The organism is Serratia sp. L9, from assembly GCF_050632285.1.
Classification (GTDB): domain Bacteria; phylum Pseudomonadota; class Gammaproteobacteria; order Enterobacterales; family Enterobacteriaceae; genus Chania.
Genome location: NZ_CP192591.1, coordinates 3,355,990 through 3,378,534 on the forward strand (window position 1 = coordinate 3,355,990; position 22,545 = coordinate 3,378,534).

The 22,545-nt window shown below is 50.9% G+C and carries 22 protein-coding genes; 8 read left to right on the top strand and 14 right to left on the bottom strand.

What is annotated here, in order from left to right; all coding sequences use genetic code 11:
* Positions 1 to 190 precede the first annotated feature (190 nt).
* The gene (locus ACQ86O_RS15845; protein WP_431221907.1) at positions 191 to 607 is read right to left on the bottom strand and encodes a VOC family protein; all 417 of its coding nucleotides are present in this window, start codon (positions 605 to 607) and stop codon (positions 191 to 193) included.
* 539 nt (positions 608 to 1,146) lie between these two features.
* On the opposite strand from ACQ86O_RS15845, the gene ACQ86O_RS15850 reads away from it, so the two are divergent.
* Positions 1,147 to 1,395: a GlsB/YeaQ/YmgE family stress response membrane protein gene (locus ACQ86O_RS15850; RefSeq protein WP_431221908.1), complete on the top strand. Its 249-nt coding sequence runs from the start codon at positions 1,147 to 1,149 to the stop codon at positions 1,393 to 1,395.
* A gap of 94 nt (positions 1,396 to 1,489) precedes the next feature.
* Positions 1,490 to 1,879, top strand: coding sequence for a YidB family protein (locus ACQ86O_RS15855; RefSeq protein WP_431221909.1), 390 nt, complete (start codon positions 1,490 to 1,492; stop codon positions 1,877 to 1,879).
* 3 nt (positions 1,880 to 1,882) lie between these two features.
* Here the strand turns inward: ACQ86O_RS15855 and ACQ86O_RS15860 are convergent, their stop codons facing one another.
* Complete coding sequence (locus tag ACQ86O_RS15860; protein ID WP_431221910.1) at positions 1,883 to 2,800, bottom strand: LysR substrate-binding domain-containing protein; 918 nt, start codon at positions 2,798 to 2,800, stop codon at positions 1,883 to 1,885.
* A gap of 110 nt (positions 2,801 to 2,910) precedes the next feature.
* Here ACQ86O_RS15860 and ACQ86O_RS15865 point away from each other — a divergent pair, with 110 nt between their 5' ends.
* The gene (locus ACQ86O_RS15865) at positions 2,911 to 3,963 is read left to right on the top strand and encodes an SDR family oxidoreductase (protein WP_431221911.1); all 1,053 of its coding nucleotides are present in this window, start codon (positions 2,911 to 2,913) and stop codon (positions 3,961 to 3,963) included.
* 52 nt (positions 3,964 to 4,015) lie between these two features.
* Here ACQ86O_RS15865 and ACQ86O_RS15870 read toward each other — a convergent pair whose 3' ends face one another.
* Complete coding sequence (locus ACQ86O_RS15870; protein ID WP_431221912.1) at positions 4,016 to 5,023, bottom strand: NAD(P)H-quinone oxidoreductase; 1,008 nt, start codon at positions 5,021 to 5,023, stop codon at positions 4,016 to 4,018.
* A 135-nt stretch (positions 5,024 to 5,158) separates the two neighbouring features.
* Entirely contained in the window at positions 5,159 to 5,368 is a 210-nt protein-coding gene (locus ACQ86O_RS15875; RefSeq protein WP_431221913.1) for a hypothetical protein, read from the bottom strand.
* A 1,455-nt stretch (positions 5,369 to 6,823) separates the two neighbouring features.
* Here ACQ86O_RS15875 and cspE point away from each other — a divergent pair.
* Together cspE and dsrB are read left to right on the top strand one after the other, a co-directional pair.
* A complete protein-coding gene (gene cspE, locus ACQ86O_RS15880; protein WP_004946278.1) occupies positions 6,824 to 7,036 on the top strand; it encodes a transcription antiterminator/RNA stability regulator CspE in 213 nt (70 codons plus the stop codon).
* Between the two features lie 156 nt (positions 7,037 to 7,192).
* On the top strand, positions 7,193 to 7,393 hold the full coding sequence (gene dsrB, locus ACQ86O_RS15885) for a protein DsrB (protein WP_431221914.1): 201 nt from the start codon (positions 7,193 to 7,195) through the stop codon (positions 7,391 to 7,393).
* Positions 7,394 to 7,557: 164 nt separating this feature from the next.
* Here the strand turns inward: dsrB and rcsA are convergent, their stop codons facing one another.
* Together rcsA and ACQ86O_RS15895 are read right to left on the bottom strand one after the other, a co-directional pair.
* Positions 7,558 to 8,187 (bottom strand): transcriptional regulator RcsA, encoded by a 630-nt coding sequence (gene rcsA, locus ACQ86O_RS15890; protein ID WP_431221915.1) that lies wholly within the window; start codon positions 8,185 to 8,187, stop codon positions 7,558 to 7,560.
* Positions 8,188 to 9,149: 962 nt separating this feature from the next.
* On the bottom strand, positions 9,150 to 10,565 hold the full coding sequence (locus tag ACQ86O_RS15895) for a pyridoxal phosphate-dependent decarboxylase family protein (protein WP_431221916.1): 1,416 nt from the start codon (positions 10,563 to 10,565) through the stop codon (positions 9,150 to 9,152).
* Between the two features lie 105 nt (positions 10,566 to 10,670).
* Here ACQ86O_RS15895 and ACQ86O_RS15900 point away from each other — a divergent pair, with 105 nt between their 5' ends.
* The 3 genes from ACQ86O_RS15900 to mgtA all read left to right on the top strand — a co-directional run bounded on the left by ACQ86O_RS15900 (position 10,671) and on the right by mgtA (position 15,730).
* On the top strand, positions 10,671 to 11,540 hold the full coding sequence (locus ACQ86O_RS15900; protein WP_431221917.1) for a LysR substrate-binding domain-containing protein: 870 nt from the start codon (positions 10,671 to 10,673) through the stop codon (positions 11,538 to 11,540).
* Positions 11,541 to 12,025: 485 nt separating this feature from the next.
* Complete coding sequence (locus tag ACQ86O_RS15905) at positions 12,026 to 12,724, top strand: MgtC family protein (protein ID WP_431221918.1); 699 nt, start codon at positions 12,026 to 12,028, stop codon at positions 12,722 to 12,724.
* A 306-nt stretch (positions 12,725 to 13,030) separates the two neighbouring features.
* Positions 13,031 to 15,730, top strand: coding sequence for a magnesium-translocating P-type ATPase (mgtA, locus tag ACQ86O_RS15910; RefSeq protein ID WP_431221919.1), 2,700 nt, complete (start codon positions 13,031 to 13,033; stop codon positions 15,728 to 15,730).
* Between the two features lie 31 nt (positions 15,731 to 15,761).
* Here mgtA and ACQ86O_RS15915 read toward each other — a convergent pair whose 3' ends face one another.
* The 8 genes from ACQ86O_RS15915 to catC form a co-directional block, all read right to left on the bottom strand.
* Positions 15,762 to 16,535, bottom strand: a complete 774-nt coding sequence (locus ACQ86O_RS15915) for a DUF3307 domain-containing protein (RefSeq protein WP_431225746.1) — start codon at positions 16,533 to 16,535, stop codon at positions 15,762 to 15,764.
* 2 nt (positions 16,536 to 16,537) lie between these two features.
* On the bottom strand, positions 16,538 to 17,134 hold the full coding sequence (locus tag ACQ86O_RS15920; protein WP_431221920.1) for a hypothetical protein: 597 nt from the start codon (positions 17,132 to 17,134) through the stop codon (positions 16,538 to 16,540).
* Positions 17,135 to 17,349: 215 nt separating this feature from the next.
* Complete coding sequence (benD, locus tag ACQ86O_RS15925) at positions 17,350 to 18,123, bottom strand: benzoate diol dehydrogenase BenD (RefSeq protein WP_431225747.1); 774 nt, start codon at positions 18,121 to 18,123, stop codon at positions 17,350 to 17,352.
* An 18-nt stretch (positions 18,124 to 18,141) separates the two neighbouring features.
* Positions 18,142 to 19,158 carry a benzoate 1,2-dioxygenase electron transfer component BenC gene (benC, locus tag ACQ86O_RS15930; RefSeq protein ID WP_431221921.1) on the bottom strand — a complete coding sequence of 339 codons (1,017 nt, stop codon included), beginning with the start codon at positions 19,156 to 19,158 and terminating at the stop codon, positions 18,142 to 18,144.
* A 12-nt stretch (positions 19,159 to 19,170) separates the two neighbouring features.
* Entirely contained in the window at positions 19,171 to 19,659 is a 489-nt protein-coding gene (gene benB, locus ACQ86O_RS15935) for a benzoate 1,2-dioxygenase small subunit (protein WP_431221922.1), read from the bottom strand.
* On the bottom strand, positions 19,656 to 21,017 hold the full coding sequence (locus tag ACQ86O_RS15940; RefSeq protein WP_431225748.1) for a Rieske 2Fe-2S domain-containing protein: 1,362 nt from the start codon (positions 21,015 to 21,017) through the stop codon (positions 19,656 to 19,658). Before ACQ86O_RS15940 ends, benB begins: the two co-directional genes overlap by 4 nt.
* Positions 21,018 to 21,115: 98 nt before the next feature.
* Positions 21,116 to 22,045 (bottom strand): catechol 1,2-dioxygenase, encoded by a 930-nt coding sequence (gene catA / locus ACQ86O_RS15945; RefSeq protein WP_431221923.1) that lies wholly within the window; start codon positions 22,043 to 22,045, stop codon positions 21,116 to 21,118.
* A gap of 172 nt (positions 22,046 to 22,217) precedes the next feature.
* Positions 22,218 to 22,508, bottom strand: a complete 291-nt coding sequence (catC, locus tag ACQ86O_RS15950; RefSeq protein ID WP_431221924.1) for a muconolactone Delta-isomerase — start codon at positions 22,506 to 22,508, stop codon at positions 22,218 to 22,220.
* Positions 22,509 to 22,545: the final 37 nt, after the last annotated feature.

Consider the following 22,545-nt stretch of genomic DNA (forward strand, 5'->3'; position numbering starts at 1 on the left):
GGCTGCAACTTGAAATTCATAGGGTATATATTTTTAGTTAGGAACAATCTTAACTCTTCTGCATCTATCTTGCATGCCTTGTTATATTTGACCGGCGTAAAGGGCAGTGTTCTGTGCGGTGATATTTAAGGTAGAACGTGACAATTTGCAGTGCCCATCCTGGGCGGAAGGCACTGCAACCGCGGCTGGGTCACTCAACGTTGACCATCCAGTTGACGCCGAACCTGTCAGTCAGCATGCCAAAGCCTTTGGCCCAAAAGGTGGGCTGGAAAGGCATATTGACGGTTCCTCCTTCTGCCAGGCGGGTAAACAGCTCGCGCCCGGTATCGACATTCTCGCTATGGATTGATAACGCGTAGCCCCGGTGCGAATGCTCAGCGGAGTCCTGCGGGCAACCATCCGAGGCCAAAATGACGTTATCGCCAATCACCAGCCTGGCATGCATGATCGCTTCCGGATCGGCATCGGGCGGGCCGTTTTGCTGCTCCTGGGCTGGGATATCCTTGTAGCGCATCATCAACTCGATATTGCCCTTGAGCTGTTGGGCATAGAAAGTGACCGCTTGTTCGCAGTTACCGGCGAAAAACAGATAGGGATGGATCAGCATAACAATCACCTCATTTGATCTTCGCGGCCCGAAGCACGCGAGATCACGCTATGGGAATGGAAGTACGCGAAACGGCGAGGCTCAAAAAACAGAGTGACGAAGAGTTCTAGCCAGGGGAGGCTATAGAGGGGAGGAGCTCGGGCTTTGGCAAGCAAACATTACATGAACAGCTGCGCAGCAGAACCATCCCACATGGCGGCCAGAGTATAAACCAAAACCAGGAACAGCATGAAAGGGGGTTACTCATGGCGTTATCCTCGGTTAGAACTTAAAGCAAAGAGCCTTAATGAGTATAGCTTGTTATAGCCATGAAATATGACAATTGAGTGATAATAACACAAATTTCCTACGGCAAAAATCAGACGTTTCAATATGGGTAAACTGCTGATTTTTTACTATAGTAATAGCGTGCAGCTACGATTTATTGCCAACAGTTCCACGCTAGAGCAGTCTCTGGTGGGGAAGATAAGACCATGAAATTGCTACCGTAATGGTTGTCAGATTGTTATTAGGCAAAAAGTAAAAAGGGAGAGTAAAAAATGGGCATCATTTCCTGGATCATCTTTGGGTTAATCGCCGGTATTCTGGCCAAGTGGATCATGCCAGGCAAAGACGGCGGTGGCTTTATCATGACCGTCATTCTGGGCGTAGTGGGTGCGGTTGTTGGCGGTTACATCAGTACTTTCTTTGGTATGGGCCGTGTTGATGGCTTTAACCTGGGGAGCTTTGTTGTTGCCGTTATCGGTGCCTTGGTGGTGCTTTTTGTCTACAGAAAGATCAGAAGTTAATCAGATACAGATCAGACAGGGTCGCTGCGGCGGCCCTTTTCTTTAATCGTGATGAACGTGCGGCGGCGAGCGCCGTTCGGAGAAGGGGATAAAAATGGGACTACTGGATGGATTGGTGGGCGCCCTCAGCGGCGGCAAGGGGATTGATTACAGCACGGTGTTGCAGTGGATCGAACAGCAAGGTGGGCTGCAGGCCATTCTGGACAAATTTCGCCAGGGGAACCTGAGTGATGTCGTCGCCTCGTGGATTGGTACTGGCGAAAACCAGTCAATCAATGGCGAACAGGTTGAACAGGCGTTGAGCAGTGACGCCATCGCACAATTGGCCGGTAAACTGGGCATGGACCCGGCACAGGCCTCGGCCCTGATTGCCCAATATCTACCGATGATCACGGATAAACTTTCACCTAACGGGCAAGAGCCGCAGAATGGTGATCTGTTGAGCGCCGGTATGGATTTGCTGAAAGGTAAACTGTTCGGTTGATATTTACCCTCCGGTTTCAGCCGGGGGGATTATTCCTTCAATCGTCACCAAGGCTTGTGCCAGAAAATCTACCCAGGCTCGCACTTTGGCCGGAATGAAGCGGGTTGCCGGGTAGACGGCATGTACCTGTAAAGGAGGATAATGGTAATCGGCTAGCACTATGGTCAATCTCCCTTGCTTGAGCGCCTCGCCAATCAGTGGCAATTGCGCGCCACCAATCCCCAACCCCGACTCAATGGCTGCCAGCAGAGCAAAGGTATTATTGGCTCGAAAAACCGGGCGTACGTTAACTGTCTCGACACCTTTTTGGCCTGACAGAGTCAGGCTGTTGCCAGATAATCCGCTGTAACGGATATGCGGGTGCTCACTCAGTTCTGCCAGCGTGTTGGGGGTGCCATATCGAGCAAGATAATCCGGTGATGCGACCAGGACGCGCTGTACTTCTCCCAGCCGGCGGGCGATGGTACCCGGGGCATGCAGTTCCCCAAAGCGAATGGCGACGTCGATCCCCTCCCCAACGACATCAGCAATTGAGTCAGCCAATAACAACTCGATATTCAGTTCCGGGTGCTGCTGTTGGAATGCAATTACCAGTGGCGTCAGATGCCGTTGTCCAAAACCACTGGGGGCGTGAATACGTAGATTTCCTTGCAGACGGCTATTTAACCCTCGCAGGGTTTCTTCAGCCTCTTCCACCGCTTCCAGAATAGGTTTTATCTGCTGATAGTAGCGCTGGCCAGCCTCTGTCAGCGTCACCGAACGGGTGGTGCGATATAACAGCAAAGTGCCCAACTGCTGCTCCAGATTGACAATTTGCTGGCTCACGGCCGGTTGGGTCAATTGCAGGTCCCGAGCGGCGGCTGAGAGGCTACCCAATTCTGTGACGCGGGCAAAAGTTACCATTGCACCGAGTTTATCCATAAAGCCTCCATTTATAGATTTTACTTATAAGTGATAATAATTTATGGCCACTACTGAAAAATAACTTCATCAATCATAGTCATTGAACATTGACCTGGTGGAGAAAAATTATGCAACAGCAAAACGTCGCATTAGTCGTTGGGGCGAATGGCGTGATTGGCGGGAGACTGATCGAGGAGTTGGAACAACAGCACTGGCAGGTGATTGCATTGTCACGGCGGGGTGGCAGGGATAGGCCCACCGTGCGTTTTATTCAGGTTAACCTACTGGACGCATCAGCAACACGAGCGGCATTAAAAACGCTGAAACATGTCACTCACGTCTTTTATGCAGCCTACCAAACTGCACCAGATTGGGCCGGATTAGTTGCCCCTAATCTTGCCATGCTGAGCAATGTCTTGGAGGCGATAGAACCTGTAGCGACAGATTTAAGGCATGTCAGCCTGATGCAGGGCTATAAGGTTTACGGTGCGCACCTGGGGCCATTTAAAACCCCGGCACGTGAAACGGATGCACCGCATATGCCACCAGAATTTAATACCGCGCAGCAAGAGTATCTTGAACATCGCCAACGTGGCAAATCCTGGAATTGGTCGGCGATCAGGCCAAGTGTCGTCGGAGGGAACGCCCTGGGGAACCCGATGAATCTGGCGCTCAATATCGCCGTGTACGCCACGATGTCTAAAGCGCTGGGGCTTCCTTTGCGTTTCCCAGGCAAAATGGCGGCTTATCATAGCCTGCTTGAAATGACCGATGCGGGATTATTGGCCAGAGCCACGCTTTGGGCCGCAACTGAGCCTCGGGCTGCAAATCAGGCTTTCAATATCAATAATGGTGACCTGTTTCGCTGGAGTGAAATGTGGCCAAAAATTGGCGCATACTTTGGGCTTGAGGTTGCGCCACCTTTACCGATGCTCCTGGAGCAGGTGATGGCGGATAAAACGCCATTATGGGCTGAGTTGGTCGCGCAACACCATTTGGCTGAGCCTAATTATGCTGCCGTATCGGGCTGGCAATTTGCTGACTTTGTATTCTCTTGGGATTACGACATGTTTGCAGATGGCAGTAAGGCGCGGCGGTTTGGCTTTGGTGAGTTTATTGAAACGGAGGAAATGTTTTTCACGCTGTTCAACCAGTTCCGGCAATCTCGCATTATCCCGTGATGATGATAAACAGGCACCAATGGCGTCCCCCCGAAGAGGGGGACGGAACAGATCACAGCGTCAGGACAATCTTGCCAATATGAGCGCTGGACTCCATCAAGGCGTGGGCCTGTGAGGCCTGTTCCAGCGGGAAAGTTTTGAAAATTTGTGGCTTCAGGGTGCCGCGCTCCAAGAGTGGCCATACCTTCTGTGCAAGTTCGGCGGCAATTTGTGCTTTATCTTCCACGCTGCGCGCTCGCAAGGTTGAGCCAGTGTGGGTCAGGCGCTTAAGCAACAGTGGCATCAGGTTCAGTTCCTTGACCACGCCATTTTGTGTCCCGATTTGTACGATACGCCCATCCATCGCGGCAGCCTGATAATTCTTCTCCAGGTAATCTCCGGCAATCAGATCGACAATAACATCGGCCCCTTTACCATTAGTGGCGCGTTTGGTCTGCTCGACAAAATCTTCACTGTGGTAGTTGATAGCGACGTCTGCACCCAACGCCAGGCTGGCCTGCCGTTTCTCTTCGGAACCAACGGTGGTGATAACATTGGCGCAAAAAGCCTTGGCCAGCATGGTGGCCACTGTACCAATCCCGGAGGTGCCGCCATGGATCAGTACGGTTTCTCCGGCTCGCAGATGACCACGCTGGAACACGTTAACCCAGACGGTAAAGAAGGTTTCTGGAATGGCAGCGGCTTCTACCATGCTGAATCCTTTGGGGACCGGCAATGCATTGCTCTCATGCACCTTGCAGTATTCTGCGTAGCCGCCACCGGCAATCAGTGCGCAAACCTGATCCCCTAGCTGATAGTGCTGTACACCCACACCCACGCCAATCACCACGCCCGCGATTTCCAAACCTGGAATATCCGAGGCTCCCGGCGGCGGGGCATATTTTCCGCGCCGTTGCAGTACGTCTGGACGATTAACACCCGCGGCAGCCACTTTTACCAGTATCTCGCCCTGTGCCAATTCCGGCAGTGGCCGTTCTGCTGCAACCAGGACGTCTGGTTCACCCGGTTGGCTGATTTCGATGACTTTCATGCTATTAGGCAATTGTGCATTGGCTGACATGCCATTCTCCTTATCTGCGTGGCCGGGGCGTTCCCGGCTGACTGTTTATCTTATACAGATAGCAGTTTCGGCATGTGAGTGATAGAGCGGTTTTACACAAACACAAAGGAGGCCACCGCAGAGGGCGGCACAGGGTCAGTCATTGGGGGGAATGCGAAAACCTTTCAGTGAGACGATAAAATGCTCTTTCCCTTTGGAAATCTTGGCACCCTGATCGCACCACAGGCTGGCAAGTTGAAAGAAATCATCGCTGTCAATGTCGTAGGCCAGTTCAACTTTTTTTGCGATGCCGGAGCGGATCAAGGTTTCCGCCTGCTGATGATTCATAGCTTTAACAGTGGTCATGATCGAAATCCTTGGTGTTAACCCGGTTCGGATAATCTCCACCATCATATGGCTATATTGTGACATTTTTGTGATGAATAAATGACAGACTGCCATTTTGTGGGTTGATGTATGGCTGCCGGGGAGGCCCCGGCTCCGGGGTTAACGCTGGCGTGGGCGTACCAATGCATTTTTCTTTTGGGAATGAAAATGCCGATACAGAGCATACCCTGCGATGCTGGCTAAAACGGCCAATAATGAAATATATTCTGTCGCCACGGGTGTGACCTCCGATAGTTGGTGATTAACGCCTGAATAGTTGTGACATTCATCACGGATCGGCACAATGAGATCATTCTGTAAAACGGTAACTGTTTGATATTTTTCTATAAAAAAAGCGCCTATAAGGGAGGCGCATAAAAGGGATACAACACAGCTAATCATGTTCAGCACCAGGAGGAGTGGTGAACTGTCATCATTGTAGAAAGTCGTTGCCGGGGCGGATATAGGGATAAGTCCGAAAGCAACGCTACCAATGATAACCAAGGCTAACGCGCGATTCGGGTTCCTGATTAGTAGAATAGGGATCCGACTGGCGCAGACGATCGGTCTTTTTCACCGGACGTGGCTGGCCATAAAGCATCTTGTTGGTTTTACGTGTACAGGTTGGATGATCGCATTCTGATTCTGCCTGCCAGCCGGTCGTCTCTTCGGTTTGTGACCAGACTATGGGGGTTACCGGTTTTTTCCAACGGCCCGGGAGCCGGTTGCGGCTTGCTGGGGGCGGTTACGCTGGGTTCTGGGGCGGCATAATTAAAATTAAGCGCCTGCGATGTGGAGCTTAACAACAGTGTTGCCCCGCAGCAGGCTGCCAAAGTGTGTCGTAGCAGCATATGATTTTCTCTAGATAGTAACGCGGTGTGACTATAAAATATGATAACGAGAATTACTATCATTTAAATTGATTTATTCATCTCTTGCTGGATCTGGAACCGGACCGGCTCGGAGCCTGTAGGAGCGTAAATCTATTATCAGCCATTGGGTTACCACCGCCAAAGTCTTAAGGTTGGCTCTCCGCGTAGTTACCCACTGTTAAATGGCAGCGTGGTGGGGGATGAAACAGCAGCATAATTTTGTAGGTATTGCGATGCGCTATTGGCACCATTGCCAGTAAAATCTGTAAGATAACGTTGATAATTTAGGCATGTCGGGGCAAATACTGTGCAGTTAACCGCGTTTCCATCTTCCTGATGGTAAAAATAGTTGCTATTAAACGCCCAGCATGCGTTAATGTTTCCCGGCCTGTGGTACAGACCTATTTATGCACGACATTTTGAGTAAAGTAGTTCAAATTTAAAGCGTTATCCTAGATAGCTCTTCTCTGACGAATTTCCTTTCTAGTGCCCTCCATAAGTATCTGATGACCGGCTATAACATGCCCATGGTGGCTTAAATTTATTTTTGAAGGAATTAGACATGTCTAACATGATCAAAGGTCAAGTGAAGTGGTTCAACGAGTCTAAAGGTTTTGGTTTCATCACTCCAGCAGACGGCAGCAAAGACGTGTTCGTACACTTCTCTGCTATCCAGGATCAAGGCTTCAAGACCCTGGCTGAAGGCCAGAACGTACAGTTCTCTATCGAGAACGGTGCTAAAGGTCCGTCAGCGGCTAACGTTACCGCTATCTAATCGGCCACTCGCTGATTAATAAAAACCCGCCAAGGCGGGTTTTTTTGTGTCTGCAATTTGGCAGGTTGCGGATCTGAGGGCAGCACAGCTTCTGCTAAGCTATACAGCATGATGGCAACGGATAGGTTGATTCCATGATTAACAATGAGGTAAACCATGAAAGTTAACGATCTGGTTACGGTGAAAACCGATGGTGGTCCACGACGAGAAGGGGTGGTGCTGGCTGTAGAAGTGTTTAATGAAGGTACCATGTATCTGGTGGCATTGGAGGATTATCCCACCGGCATATGGTTCTTCAATGAAATTGACAGCCATGACGGTACTTTTGTCGAGCTTCGTGATGAAGTTAAGAAGTAAATCCTATCTCCCATTATTTCAGCACGGCAGCGTTGCTATGGGTTGGCTGGAAAAGCCGTTGTATTATTGATATTTGGAGGGGGCGGTAATACCTGTGCGGCAGAAAGCCAATGCGAACAGGTATTTCTGTTGCTATCAGAGCGGGGCAGATGACCTTAACAGGATCAACGACTGTTGACAAAAATACCACTGGTGAGGGTGTCTGTCAGGCGTACAACATGATAGATAATCTGTTTGTTGTGCGTCTTGATCTTTCTTTTGATATTCCCTTTATGAGAAGAGACGGTTTTTGCCTTGATTTGCATCTGGTCGGAAATCTGAATGGTTCCCTGGCCGGACATCCACATTCGTAGCATGTTTGATTCGGTCTGGCTTAGTGTGACCGGTGTCTGGTCAAGGGTGCCCTTTTCTGGCCGGGTGGTTTTGCTCTCAAGGTAGTGGCTTAGCAGCCGGCTCATGGTTTGCGGCTTAATTGATTTTGACGAAATAATGACGTTTTTACGTACGTAGAGATAATCGTCGAATTGTACGTTGGTGATTGCCATGAAGATAAAGAATAAAGTATCGGGGTTAAGAGAGATCACCCGTTTTATTCGTTCGGTGGCATCTGCTTCATGAATGAAGCAATCCTCATTCAGAAATACCAATTGTGGCTTAGTCTTGGTACATTTTTCATGCAGAGCGTCGATTTGAGTCACAGCAGTAATATGACGTTTTTTCACCCCACCTGAAATCAGGTAGTCTGTAAGGCCTAACCTTGTATAACTGCATGAATCCATTATGATTGTTGGCATATGGCACCCCACTTAAGTCCGTTTTACCGTCGTAATAATATGAAAAGCCCGAAGCGAAAAGGCTAAAAGATATAAAAAAATTGCATTTTATAGACATAAAGTTCTATCAACAAAAGCAGCATGACTCAACGTCTTTTCGAATTAATTTTTTTCATCTGACCAACGCATTAGTTTGGCTTAAGTTGGTTTATTCTACCGGGGTCTAGGCCGGATGCTGGTAATACGATCATGTGTGCCTACTTAGCAGAATAATGATGGTTAAATTTATGTTTCGCATCAATACACCTATTTCTATCAAATAGGATAATTCTTAAGAATAACTCATATCTCAACATACTGACAAATTTTGGTCGCTTTTTAACGGCTTTTTTCACTCCTAACGCATCATAGAATGCTATTTAACCTACTTTTTCAATTGATTGTATCAATGCATTAACATTAATGATAATGATTATTCTTACTCTTGGCTTAAGAAAACGCACCAATTACTACAATTTAGAAACGGAAAACATCATTAAAATTCACACATTGCAAGTAAAAACAATTACTTAAGTGAATTTTGTTTCTTAAATTCATTTTTATAATGAATGTATCTTGATGCGAAACATTGGTTTTTTTAAGTATCCGCAACGGTAACCAACGCGGTTTTGGAAGGCAGTGTGACGAGTTTTTTCGGCAAAGCAGCTGAAGAAGAGTGAGCTCATTGGGTGAAATGCGAGTGGATCGGCATCCTGTAAGTGGCCAGGCAACCAGGTATTGTCTGGGGGTTTCTGCTGCCTTTCCATGAGATATGTAGCATATTGCGCTGGGGGCATTCCCCATCTGCCTGTAGGCCGAAGGGGAATAAAGAGACGCCTTGGCTGATGCTTAAGCCTGCTTCGTGGCGATTTGATATTCTGCTGTTATGAATGGCAAGGCGAGCGTGCGAATATGCCACTACGTGCAGAATTGAACTGTCGGGATTAGCCTATTTGAGCCCTGCATTGCTGCATTGACGCCAGCGTTAGGATAATGTCCTGCTCTTCAGTCATCCAGTTGACCAGAGCCGCTCTAACACCCGGTTGGCCACGATAGCTGGTGGGAGTGCAGCGCACCACGCCGTGCTGGTTCAGGCACTCGATAAAGCGATCCCGAGCGGTCATTTTGTCACCAGCAATAGCGCTTAGTGCAAAGCACACCACGTTCAGATTCACTGGTGCGAGTAAACGGAACCCGTCACTCGCCGCCAGACCTTCACCCAGACGGCGGGCCAGCATCACATTACGTTCCACGATCTCTTGTATACCGTTGCGGCCATAGGCCTTCAATGCCATCCATACGGGCAGAGCACGAAAACGCCGTGAATTTTCTGGTGTCAGGTGCAGATAGTTATCCGGGCGCAGTGTTGGAGCTTCCAGATAGGTTGAGTGGTTTTGGAACACCTGCATCTGCAGAGCCAGATGGCGGGTAAATTGGATCGCACTGTCGTAAGGTACATTTAGCCACTTATGAGCATCTACGGTTATCGAATCGGCCTGCTGCCAACCTTCCAATAAATTTGCATGATTGGGCGAACAGGCTGCGATACCGCCAAAAGCGGCATCGACATGCAGCCAGAACGGATAGCGTTCGCGCAGTGCCAGCAGGCGTGGCAAATTGTCGAAGGTCACCGTATTCACCGTCCCAGCGCTGGCGAGCACCATCGTTGGTATACCCGCAGTGGCGGCAAGGTGGCGCTCCAGGGCTGTTGTATCGAGCGCTTCAGAATCGGCCTGTGTAGCGATAGTCTTAAGCGCATTACGCCCAATGCCGAGCATGCTTAACGCCTTGACGCTGCTGGAATGCGCATTAGCGGAAAGTATCTGGATAGGGCCTAATGCCGCCACCCCAAGCTGTGCTGTATCGATCCCACGTTGTTGCCCCAGCCATTGGCGGCCTATAGCCAGGCCGACAAAGTTGGCCATGGTTGCACCGCTGACAAAGCTGCCGCTGAAGTCCCCGGGTAACTGCAGCAAGGATTTTAGTTGTTCGATGGTCGCGAGCTCGATTGTCGCTGCTACGGTGTCATGGCTCAGTTGGCTATTCTGGTCGGTAACGCTAACCAGCCAGTCGGCGGCCAGTGATGCAGGCGTGCTGCCACCGGTAACAAAACCAAAATAACGTGGTCCCGCGCTGCCGGATAACCCGGTGGCATAGCGCTGCCAGAAACTCTCCAGTGCGGCCAGTGCGCCGCAGCCTTCTTCGGCCAGTTGTCCATCTCCTGCTTTAAGCTGCTGCTCCTTTTCTGGCGGGCATACTGGCCGCTGCTTCAGCCCGGCCAGGAAGGTCTGAGCCAACTGGTTTGTGTGGTCGAGTATACGGGGAAAATCGTCAAGATCCTGCTGCAAGCGTGGATGCATCGGTTTAACCTTTGATTGGGAAGGGTAGGAAAACACTATAGGGTATTTAGATTGGTGCTAATATCGATGAAAGATAACCCTTTCGGATAGCCAGGTTAACCAGCTATGAATGAACGCATTCCCCTGCATATACTGCCGACCTTCGTGATTGCCGCCCGGCTGGAGAATCTGCGTGCGGCCGCGCAACAAATCAATCTGACTCATGGTGCCGTCAGCCAACAAATACAGCAGTTGGAACAGGTTATCGGCTGCCCGTTGTTTGATCGCCGTGGGCGTGGCGTACGGCTCAATATTGCCGGGCGCGAATTGTTGGCGGTGGCGGAACCGGCTCTGCTCGCGTTGCAGCAAGGTGTCAATCGTGTCAGGCGTATTGCGGCCAGTCAGAGGTTACGTATCAGTGTTTTACCCTCATTTGCCCATCACTGGTTGCTGCCAAGGTTAGCGGATTTTTACCGTGCCTACCCTGGGATCACGTTGGATATTGATGCCTCTCTGGCAATACAGGATCTTGACCATAAAGGATTTGATGCCGCAATCCGGATTGGTGATGGCCAATGGCCGGGAGTGCAGTCGCAGCGTATTGCCACTGGTGAGGTGTTGCCCGTTGCGTCTCCAGCACTGGCCAGGCAATGGCAGGCAGCGTTCAACGCCGGAGATGAGCAAATTCCGTTGCTTGAGCACGATGTCACTCCCTGGCATAGCTGGTTCCAAGCCCTTGGGCAAACCAGGGCAGGACAACAGTTGGCGCTTTTCAACGATGCGGGGTTATTGCTCCGTGCGGCAGAGCAGGGGTTTGGTATTGCTCTGGTGAAGGCCATGCTGGCGAGTGATGCGATAGCGCAAGGGAGGCTGGTATCGCTGGCGCCAGCCAAGCGCCTGAGTGACAACGATACTTATCTGGTATGGCCAAATACGGCGGGCATGACATCGGAGGTCAAGACATTACTGCATTGGCTGCAACAGCAGTTGGCCTAGATGGCTGGCGGATATATATCGATGTTTAAATAAGGACAATATTCGGTTTGGTATTCGTTTAATAAATTAGTCTTTACATCATAACCTCGCGTAACTATACTTCAGCCAAAATTTCAGTGGAGAAAATCAATTGGACAGTTGCAGTAGTAGCGAAATAATCAAGGCAAGCTGACTAATCTCTTTCTGATTTGTTGCTTGCCGAACACGGCGGGCAGCACCCCTCTCTTCAGTTATTCTGAGCTGTGCAAACCCGAAGAATATTGTGGTACCCGAAGCATTATTGTATCGGGTATATTGATTCGGATGTTTTTATGGTATTTAACCGTCACAGCCTTTTCCCTCCGGGCACGAATACGCTAACTCGCTGATTTATTATCAGCGCAAATTTGCGTGTGCGATATCCTATGAATTTCTCGTTTAGCTTGAAAGGCTACGGGTATAAATGCACATGATTCAACCTCCTGCATTATATTTAGGGGAAGATCATGGCTATGACTCCTTTTGTTCTGAATTTATTACTGGCGATGGGCCTGGGCGCGGTTATTGGAGCCGAACGACAATGGCGCCAGCGTATGGCAGGCCTGCGTACCAATTCCCTGGTGGCGACCGGAGCTGCCGTTTTTATCCTGAGTTCAGTCACCACTGAACCTTCCAGTGCCGGGCGTATTGCGGCTCAGATAGTTTCTGGTATCGGCTTTCTTGGTGCCGGGGTGATTATGCGGGAAGGGCTTAATATCCGCGGCCTGAATACTGCTGCCACCCTCTGGTGTTCGGCCGCCGTCGGTGTGTTGTGTGGTCTGGGGCAACACTGGGAAGCGGTGCTGGCTACGCTGGTTATCCTCTGCGCCAATATCCTGTTGCGTGAAGCGGCACAGCGTATCAATTTGCAACCACAGCAACAGGCGGTAGATCTGGAACTGCGTTACCGTATCCAGGTAACCTGCGGTGAACAGGATGAGATCCTGGTTCGCACGTTAATTCTCCAGGCGTTGAATGGCGTAGCATTGCGCCTGCAATCATTGCGCAGTGCGGATATTTCCATTCCTGGTCAGTTGGAGGTTTGCGCCGAAATTATCGCCAATCCGGCAGCCCAGAAAGATATTGAAGGCATTGTTTGCCGCGTCAGTTTAGAGCGCAGTGTCAGCGCTGTTCATTGGCGTGTCGCTTCTGAATTACCCGTTTGATTATTATTAACATTCACCTGTCAGGTGATAAGGATGTGTTATGGAAGATCACCCCATAGTGTTTATTATTCCGCGTTGTTAACGCAATAATAATGACGTTTACAACGCTATGCCCTATGAATTTCAAGTTGTAGCCAGGCACCCATTTGAACGCTGTTAACAGTGGCTCCGTGAGGTAATAGCAGGTAACGACGCTGCGGCTTGAAAGACGACGGGTATAATTCAATAAATTCCACTTTGCTCATGTTCACCCATTTATATGGGCGGGGTAACCCTGTGCGCAAAGTAAAATAAGAGAATAGCGTTATGACCTATATTAAAGAAAATACTCGCCGCCGGGATAAGGCTAGCGAACCCTTTGCCATTGCTCTTGAAGCAAAGAACAGCCTCGATCAGACATTGGCAAATTTGAACTGTAATCGAATCGGATTAACCCAGGAGGATGCTCAGGAGCGTTTACAACATTTTGGCGTCAACCAGGTGGCGCATGAGAAGGCTCCTCATGCGATGGTGCAGTTAATCAGTGCATTCAATAACCCGTTTATTTTTGTGCTGATGGTGCTGGCGGGGATCAGTTTCTTTACCGACTACTGGTTACCGGCCCAGCACGGTGAAGAAACCGATCTTACCGGTGTCATCATTATTCTTATCATGGTCACGTTGAGCGGTCTGCTACGTTTCTGGCAGGAATATCGCACCAATAGAGCAGCAGAGTCGCTGAAATCAATGGTACGCACTACGGCAACGGTGGTACGCCGCAGCAGCTTCAGCACCCAGGCTCAGGCGATGGAGATCCCGATCCGTGAACTGGTGCCGGGGGATATCATTCAGCTTTCGGCCGGAGATATGGTGCCGGCAGATATTCGCTTGCTTAGCTCCCGCGATCTGTTTATCAGCCAGGCTATCTTGACCGGTGAAGCTATCCCGATTGAAAAATATGACGCTTTGGGTAGCGTCAGCCAGAAATCGACCGAGATTGACGCCTCCAGCGAAAGCGAACTGCTCGAGTTGTCGAATATCTGCCTGATGGGGACCAATGTTGCCAGCGGAACGGCGACAGCGGTGGTCGTGGCCACCGGTGGGCACACCTATTTTGGTTCTCTGGCCAAATCGATTGTCGGCACGCGCTCGCAGACCGCGTTTGACCGAGGGGTGAATAGCGTCAGTTGGTTGCTGATCCGCTTTATGTTAGTGATGGTGCCTATTGTCCTGCTGATCAACGGCTTCACCAAGGGGGACTGGACAGAAGCGGCCCTGTTTGCACTGGCTGTGGCCGTTGGCCTGACTCCCGAAATGCTGCCGATGATCGTCAGTTCGAACCTGGCTAAAGGCGCGATAGCCATGGCGCGCCGCAAAGTGGTGGTCAAGCGCCTGAATGCAATCCAGAACTTTGGTGCGATGGATGTGCTCTGTACGGATAAAACCGGCACGCTGACGCAGGATCGTATCATTCTGGAACACCACCTGGATGTAAATGGCAGCAAGGATAATCACGTACTGCACTTGGCCTGGCTGAACAGCTTCCATCAAAGTGGCATGAAAAACCTGATGGATCAGGCGGTGATCCGCTTTGGTCGTGGCAAACCGGGGATTGAGGCACTCGGGCGCTACAGCAAAGTCGATGAACTGCCGTTTGACTTTGTGCGCCGCCGGTTGTCGATTGTGGTTCAGGATGAAGAGCAGCGTCAACTGCTGATATGCAAAGGCGCAGTGGAGGAGATGCTGGAGATCGCTACCCACGTACGTGTTGGGCAGCAGATGCTGGAGCTTGACGATCTGCGCCGGGCTACTCTGCACGCTTTGGCCTGCCAGTATAACGAAGATGGTTTTCGCGTATTGGTGCTGGCCACCCGTGATTTAGGCCAGGAAGGCTGCACTTTGCCCCTGGGCATCGCGGATGAGCGCGATCTGGTGATTGAAGGGTTGCTGACCTTCCTCGATCCACCGAAAGAGAGTGCTCAGGAGGCAATTGCGGCATTGCAGGAAAATGGCGTAGCGGTAAAAGTGCTGACCGGAGATAACCCGGTGATCACCTGCAAAATTTGCCGTGATGTGGGCTTGGAACCCGGCGAACCGCTCTCAGGCCTGGAGATCGAGCAGATGGATGACACCCATCTGGCGCGTGAAGTGGAAAAGCGTACGGTATTCACCAAACTGACGCCGCTACAAAAATCACGCGTACTGAAAATGTTGCAGGCTAATGGTCACACCGTCGGTTTCCTTGGGGATGGCATTAATGATGCACCCGCGCTGCGCGATGCTGACGTAGGGATCTCTGTCGATACCGGTACTGATATCGCCAAGGAGTCAGCCGACATCATCTTGTTGGAAAAGAACCTGATGGTGCTGGAAGAGGGGGTGATCAAAGGGCGTGAAACCTTCGGCAATATCATCAAATACCTGAACATGACTGCCAGCTCCAACTTCGGTAACGTGTTCTCGGTGCTGGTAGCCAGTGCGTTCATTCCTTTCTTGCCGATGCTGGCGATCCACTTGCTGTTACAGAACTTGATGTACGATATCTCCCAGCTTTCACTGCCGTGGGACAAAATGGACAAAGAGTTCCTGCGCAAGCCGCGTAAGTGGGATGCCAAGAACATTGGCCGCTTTATGCTGTGGATAGGGCCAACCTCTTCTATTTTTGATATCACCACTTATGCGCTGATGTGGTTTGTATTTGCTGCCAACAGTGTGGAGCATCAGGCATTGTTCCAGTCAGGCTGGTTTATTGAAGGGCTGCTATCGCAAACATTGGTGGTACATATGTTGCGCACCCAGAAGATCCCGTTTATTCAGAGTACCGCCGCACTGCCGGTACTGTTGACCACCGGTATTATTATGGCGCTTGGTATCTATATCCCATTCTCGCCGCTTGGCTCGTGGGTTGGGCTGCAGCCGCTACCGTGGGAATACTTCCCGTGGTTGGCTGCAACGTTGGTTAGCTACTGTGTGGTAGCGCAACTGATGAAGCGCTTCTATATCCGCCGCTTTGGAACCTGGTTCTAAGCGTGTTTTCGCCGGGTGCAATGCCCGGCGTTTACAGCAACGCTTTTACCAGCAGGCCGAGCATAATGGTCAGGGTAAAAGAAAACAGCGTACCGAGCAGCACATACTCGGTGCGCATCTTGTCATCTGTCTGTCGCAGATCGCCAAAACGGAAAATGGATTTTGCTGCCAGCAGAAAACCAATGGCCGGTATCTGGCCGATCAACACGAACGTCAGGATCAGCGTCCTTTCCAGATAACCAATCTGTTTACCGGCACGCAGCAGCGAATCGTGATCTGCCTTGGCACTGGGCGGCATTTGCGGTGCCCAGCTAGCCAGTAACTGGCTGATCAAAATGCCCATGGGCATATAAATCAGCAGATAGGCCAGCAGCACCAGGCTTGGTGTTATACCGCCGATATGCCGCCACACTGCGAGTATCAGCGCGCCGGTATCAGGTATCAGATATAGCCACAGGCAAAGAATGGTGGCCAGATGTAAACCCTGGTCGATCATGAAACTCTTGGCAGACTTCAGGTGCGTGAGCCAGGTGACTTTCATTAAATCAACCAGATAATGGCTGATGCCGATGGTCAGTAGTGTTGTGAACACGTCAGCCGAAGAGAGGCCACCATGCAGTAGGCCAAAACCGGCGACCGCCCAGGCAGCTAGCATTGCGTGTAACAGAACGTGCAGTATCAGAAAGCGTGAGCGGCTGCGGTGCAGGGTTTTGTCCTTTACCCAACTGAGCGGTTGCAGCGGGAAATCCGCAACGAGATGGATGACCAGCATCCAGATTAATAGCGGGGCATAGGTTAAATCCATCATTAGGTTATCCTGTTTATCGCTGTGAGAAATCGCATGATCTCTTCATAAGCTGCCCGTTTCAAAGTGGCCGAAACCGTCGATGTGGCTTTATTGAGCGCGATAGCCACTTCTTTGTTAGTGCCGACAAACATCCGCGTTTGTACAATTTTAGCTTCTGCCTGCGACAAACGGCTAACCACATGATCTAACATCGGCAGCAGATCGCTGACAATGGCATTGGTTTTTTCATTGTCGGTTTTCAGAGTCAGGTAGCAGTTTTTGGCCAAGTTATCCAAAGCGTTGCCCGAGTTGAGGAAGGCACTGCCATAACCGGCACCTGTGGCTTGCTGGCTGCCGAGCCCCACGGCAATCCTGGCATCCCAATCTGGCGCCTCTAATGCCCTGAGTGCAATGCGGATATACACTGCCAGAAATAAGCCCTTGTCTGGTTTTGCCACGGCCTGAAAACTGTCACCACGAAAGATCTCGTAGTGCCGTATGGCGCCACCTTGCTGCAGCTCAGCAAGCAGGCTATCCAGATGGGCAATATAGTGAGTGGTATTTACCCGCTGTGAGTTCACCAGATCGCCAGTGATGACGCTGATTTTTTTGTTCATTTTATTGGCCAGCAATGAGTGAGCATGATGATAAGTTCGCACCAAGAGGCGAATTTGTCAATTATTCGCCTCTGAATACGAATTTCATGATTATTCGTATCTAGAGGCGAATAATTGCAATGAAATCCAGAGGGGTACTGGCTTTGACAATGTTGAGAAAACGCACTGAGGCCCGCAGGAGTCTGCGGGCTTTTGGGATGGGGCTCAGGCCAGCATCAGCCCAGATCGCCACCTGCGACCGGTAGCACGGTGCCATTGATGTAGCTGGCGTCTTCGCTGGCAAGGAACAAAATCGCATTGGCTTGCTCATTTACCGTGCCGTAGCGTTGCATCAGGCTGGTGCTCAGGGTTTGGTTGACGACTTGCTGATACCAGTTCTTTTCCTGCGCGGTTGGCGTTTCGTTATTGCGTGGGGTCAGGCGTGGTGCGGCTTCAGTGCCGCCTGGCGCAGTGGCATTGATGCGAATACCTGCCTGAGCGTATTCAAAAGCCAGGGATTGGGTGAGGGCGTTGATTCCGCCCTTGGCCGCAGAATAAGGCACGCGGTTAACCCCGCGGGTTGCCACAGACGAAACGTTGACAATGACTCCGCTCCCTTGCTGCAACATATGTGGCAACACCGCACGGCAGCCCCAGAGGGTCGGGAAGAGTGAACGCTGGATTTCGGCACTGATCTGTTCCGGTGCATAGTCGGCGAAAGGCCGAGCCCAGATGGTACCCCCGACGTTATTTACCAGAATATCCAGGCGGCCAAAGTGTCGTTGTGCCTGGTTCATTGCGCTCTGGGTATCTTCCCAACGCTCCAGATCGGCGTTGATGGCTAATACTTCGCTACCTTGCTCGATTAATGTCGCGGCCAGCTCATTCAGATAGGGGGCCCGGTCGATCAGTACCAGCTTGGCGCCTTCAACTGCGGCTTGCTCTGCGACGGCTTTACCGATGCCCTGTGCCGCGCCAGTGATTACCATCACCTTGTTTTCAAATCGAATTCTTTGCATCACAATTCCTTATGCCGTTTGGCTGGCGGCGAACTTTTCATAGTGGAAACTGGCCGGAGTAAAAGCGCGGCGCTCGAAGTCGTTCAATACGGCTTCCACCATCGCAGGTGGCCCACACAGGTAGACGTCCAGGTCGCCCTCGTTTAACCGGCCAGCATCAAGATGCTGCGTAACGTAACCTTTATGCGGTGATTGCGAATCTTCACTGGCAACACAGGTGAGATAGCTGAAGTTGGGCAGACGTTGGCAATACTGATCCAACTGTTCCAGTTTCACCAGATCGTGATCATGGGTGACGCCATACACCAGATGAACCGGTTGTGAACTGCCGTTTTGCGCCAACTGTTCCAACATGGAAAGGAACGGCGCCAGCCCGGTACCGCCAGCCAGAAACAATATCGGGCGCGATACCGTGCGCAGATAAAAACTGCCTTGTGGGCCGCGTAACCTCACTTTATCGCCGGGTTGTGCCTGACCGGTCAGATAGCTGCTCATTAGTCCACCGGGAACGTTACGCAGTAAAAAAGAGACCGCCTGCTTGCCGGGCAGTGAACTGAAGGAGTAAGCCCGGCTGGCATCCGTACCGGGGACTTCAACATTAATGTATTGCCCAGGCAGGAAGGCGATGCCATCACTGCCCTCAAGTTGCAGATTGAACTCGATAGCGCTGTCCGAAAGAGGGATTGCGGCCACCACGCTGGCCGAGAATTCTTGGCAACCGGTTTTACACAGGGTTGATGCCATGGGTACGTCGATAACACAATCGGATTCCGGCACCATCTGGCAGGTCAATACCAAGCGCCGCTGAACTTCCTGTGGTGAAAGTGCCTCTTCCAGATACTCGTCCCCCAGGTTGTACTCACCCTGTTCGCAGTGGCATTTACAGGTGCCACATACGCCATCGGAACAGTCCATCGGCAGATTGATTTTTTGCCGGTAAGCGGCATCCAGTACCTTTTCGTTGGCATTGCACTGAATAAAGCGGCTGACGCCGTCTTCAAAGTTAAGAGCTACGGTAAAGGCCATAATCACCTCGCATTAAATATGATAAATATCTATGACCTGACTGATGTAGTCGTTGTTGAGCTGAACAGTTTTGCGTTCTATCAGCAGTTGCCCATCGTTAAGAGCGATGCGGCAGCGGGTGCTGCCAAAGAACAGATCGGTTTTTTGATAACGGTGGCTGTGGGTCACCCAGTTGTAACGCACTTCAACGTAGCTGGAGTTTTCTTCCAGCAGCTCCACGTTACTGATTTGGTGGCTGGTGCGGGGTTCTGGCGTGCTGGCCGCAGAGCGCTCGGTTTTGATGCGATAGATGCGATCTTCAAGGCCTTCGCGGTTCGGGTAGTAGATCAGCGAAATCTCTTTTTGCGGATCGCTGGTCAAGCGATCGTCGTCACCCCAGGCGGGCATCCAGTACTCCACCGCCGGGCTGTAGCAAGCCAGCCACTCATCCCAGATGCGATCATCCAGCAGGCGGGCCTCCCGGTATAGGAACTGTTCAATTTGCCATTGCAGTAAGATCATGGCGTCACCTCGCGGTTTTTCAGGCTGCGCAGCAACGTTTGTTGCCAGTGATGGTGATGGCTGATATACAGCGCCTCGTCCTCAGAACGTGGCCCACTTAACAATGGCTTGATCTCCATCGTTTGCGCGTTATCGTCTGGCCCTTCCAGCCAGCGGGTGGCTCCCCGGCTCATATCACTCCACGGTAGATTGCTGGCGTTATAGCCCTGTTGGCAGGCGCGGAATTCTTCGAGATCGTCAGGTGTCCCCATACCGCTGACGTTAAAGAAATCTTCGTACTGGCGAATACGTAACGCGCGATCCTCCGCGCTCTCCCCTTTGGGTGCGAAGCAGAAGATAGTGACTTCGGTTTTGTCGACGGCAAGGGGGCGCACCACCCGGATCTGGGTCGAAAATTGATCCATCAGATAGACGTTAGGATAAAGGCACAGGTTACGGGTTTCGTTGACCATCAGATCGGCACGGGTAGCGCCAAAGCGCTGGCTGAGGCGTTCAAAATGTTTAAACACCGGGCGAACCTCCGGGTTAAGCGCCCGGGTCCACAGCAGCATATGTCCATTTTCAAAGCCATAGACGCCACCGATACTTTTTGACCAGCCGTTGGCATCCACGGTTGGAGTGCAGTTGGCTTCATAATTACGGCGTGACATGGTGGAGGCGTAGTTCCAGTGCACCACGCTCACATGATAGCCATCGGCACCGTTTTCCATCTGCAGCTTCCAGTTGCCATCATAGGTATAAGTTGAGGCGCCTTTCAGCACTTCTAACCCTTCCGCAGCCTGATCGACTATCAGGTCAATAATCTGGCAGGTGTCGCCCAGATATTCTTCCAGTGGCAACACATCGGCATTCAGGCTACCAAACAGGAAACCGCGATAAGAAGCAAAGCTGGGCAGATGCTTGAGATCGTGAGAACCAGCCTGCTTAAAGCACGGTGGATAAGCACCGGTCTTTTCATCTTTGGCTTTCAGCAAATTGCCGCTGTTGTTGAATGTCCAGCCATGGAAAGGGCAGGTAAAGGAGGTTTTATTACCGGATTTACGACTGGCGAGCATCGCGCCACGGTGTGAGCAGCTATTGATCATGGCATGCAGCTGCATGTCTTTATCGCGGGTAATGATAATGGGTTGGCGGCCAAGCGTTAGAGTATAATAATCGCCCGGCTCGGCAATTTGGCTTTCATGTGCCAGATAAACCCAATTACCTTCAAAGATAGCTTTTATTTCCAACTCAAATAAAGACTCATCGGTAAATATGGCGCGATTACACTGATAAATACCTTTTTCTTTATCTATCACCAGGGCGTTATTTACTTTTTCTTCCAGCGTGGAAAATAGCGTAGCGGAGGATGAATTCATCATGAAACCTCGCTTGAAATAGGCTCGTTAAGGGACGTCGGGCAATGGCAGGCCATTACCCGTAATAGGTAATTTCATTCAAATTGTCACTGAGTTAATTAATCTTGCAGTGCACGGGCGCGCTCGATGCGGTTTTCCTCTGCGCTAGCGCTGGCGTTATACAGGTTAAAATCGAATGTGACTTCGGTATGTGTGCCAGGCAGATCGCGTTGGGCAGCCAGCGCGGAGTCGGTAATTTTCACCGGGTCGGCAATCAGCCCATCGCGGGTAGCGAAGGCGAAGTCATCCCACAGGTATTTATCGCCATTAAGATTGATCTGGGTGGTTAAGTGTTTATGGCCAGGAGCAGAGACAAAGAAGTGTATATGTGCCGGGCGATTACCATGTCGGCCAAGCTGGTTCAGCAGCGCTTGAGTTGGGCCATCTGGCGGGCAGCCATAGCCTGAGGGCACAATGCTACGTGCGGCATAACGGCCATTGGCATCGGTTTTCACCCGGCGGCGCAGGTTGAATTCGCTCTGGGATTTATCGAAGAATGAATAGTTACCCAGCGTATTGGCGTGCCAGATATCAACAATGGCTCCGGCAATTGGCTGGCCATCTTCGCCTTTAACCTGGCCATGTAACCACATGATTTCACCGGCGTCTTTACCATCATCCATTCGCGCAAACCTATCGCTGAGCGGGGCATTGGCGACATATAACGGGCCTTCGATAGTGCGTGGCGTACCGCCTTCCAGCCCTTGAGCCCGTTCCTGCGCATCCTCCCGTAAATCCAGGTAATGTTCCAGGCCGAGGCCCGCGGCCAGTAACGCGGCTTCCTGTCGCCCGCCGAGAGCGTGCAGGTAATTAACCGCATGCCAGAATTCCTCCTGGGTGACATCAAACTGATCGATCACCTGGCAGATATTTTCCAGCATTTTGTGCATGATCTGTTTGAAGCGCGGATCGCCACTTTCACTGGTTAAGCCACTGCTGATTTGCAATAGCTTGATAACATCGGAACGTTGATTAAAAGAAATAGACATTGCGAATTCCTCATTTATCCGATTTCCTCCAAGCGTCAACTCGAATTCCACAGGATACGGGTAGGTTAATTATCAGGAATTAACGGCAAACCTTTATAACCGACGCTTTTCAAGCAAGTCGCTTGGCTATCACTTGAAATTTATCGGCTATATATAAGTTATTATCCCCTGTTTATTTGTCATCCTCACGGATGGACGACGGGTGCCGACAAAGTGCATCGACACGAATTTCCATATAAGGATAAAGTGGCAGAGCCGATAAAATATCGTGTAACTCAGCATTGCCAGCGACGTCAAAAATGCTCACGTTGGCATAGCTGCCAGCAACGCGCCAGATATGGCGCCATTTCCCCTGGGTTTGCAGTTCCTGGGAATACTGTTTCTCCCGCAGTTTGATGTCATCGGCAATTTCTTTGGGCATATCCACCGGTAGTTTCACGATCATTTCAACTTTAAATAACATGTGCGGCTCCTTATGTAGGCTGGTAAAAACGCAGCTT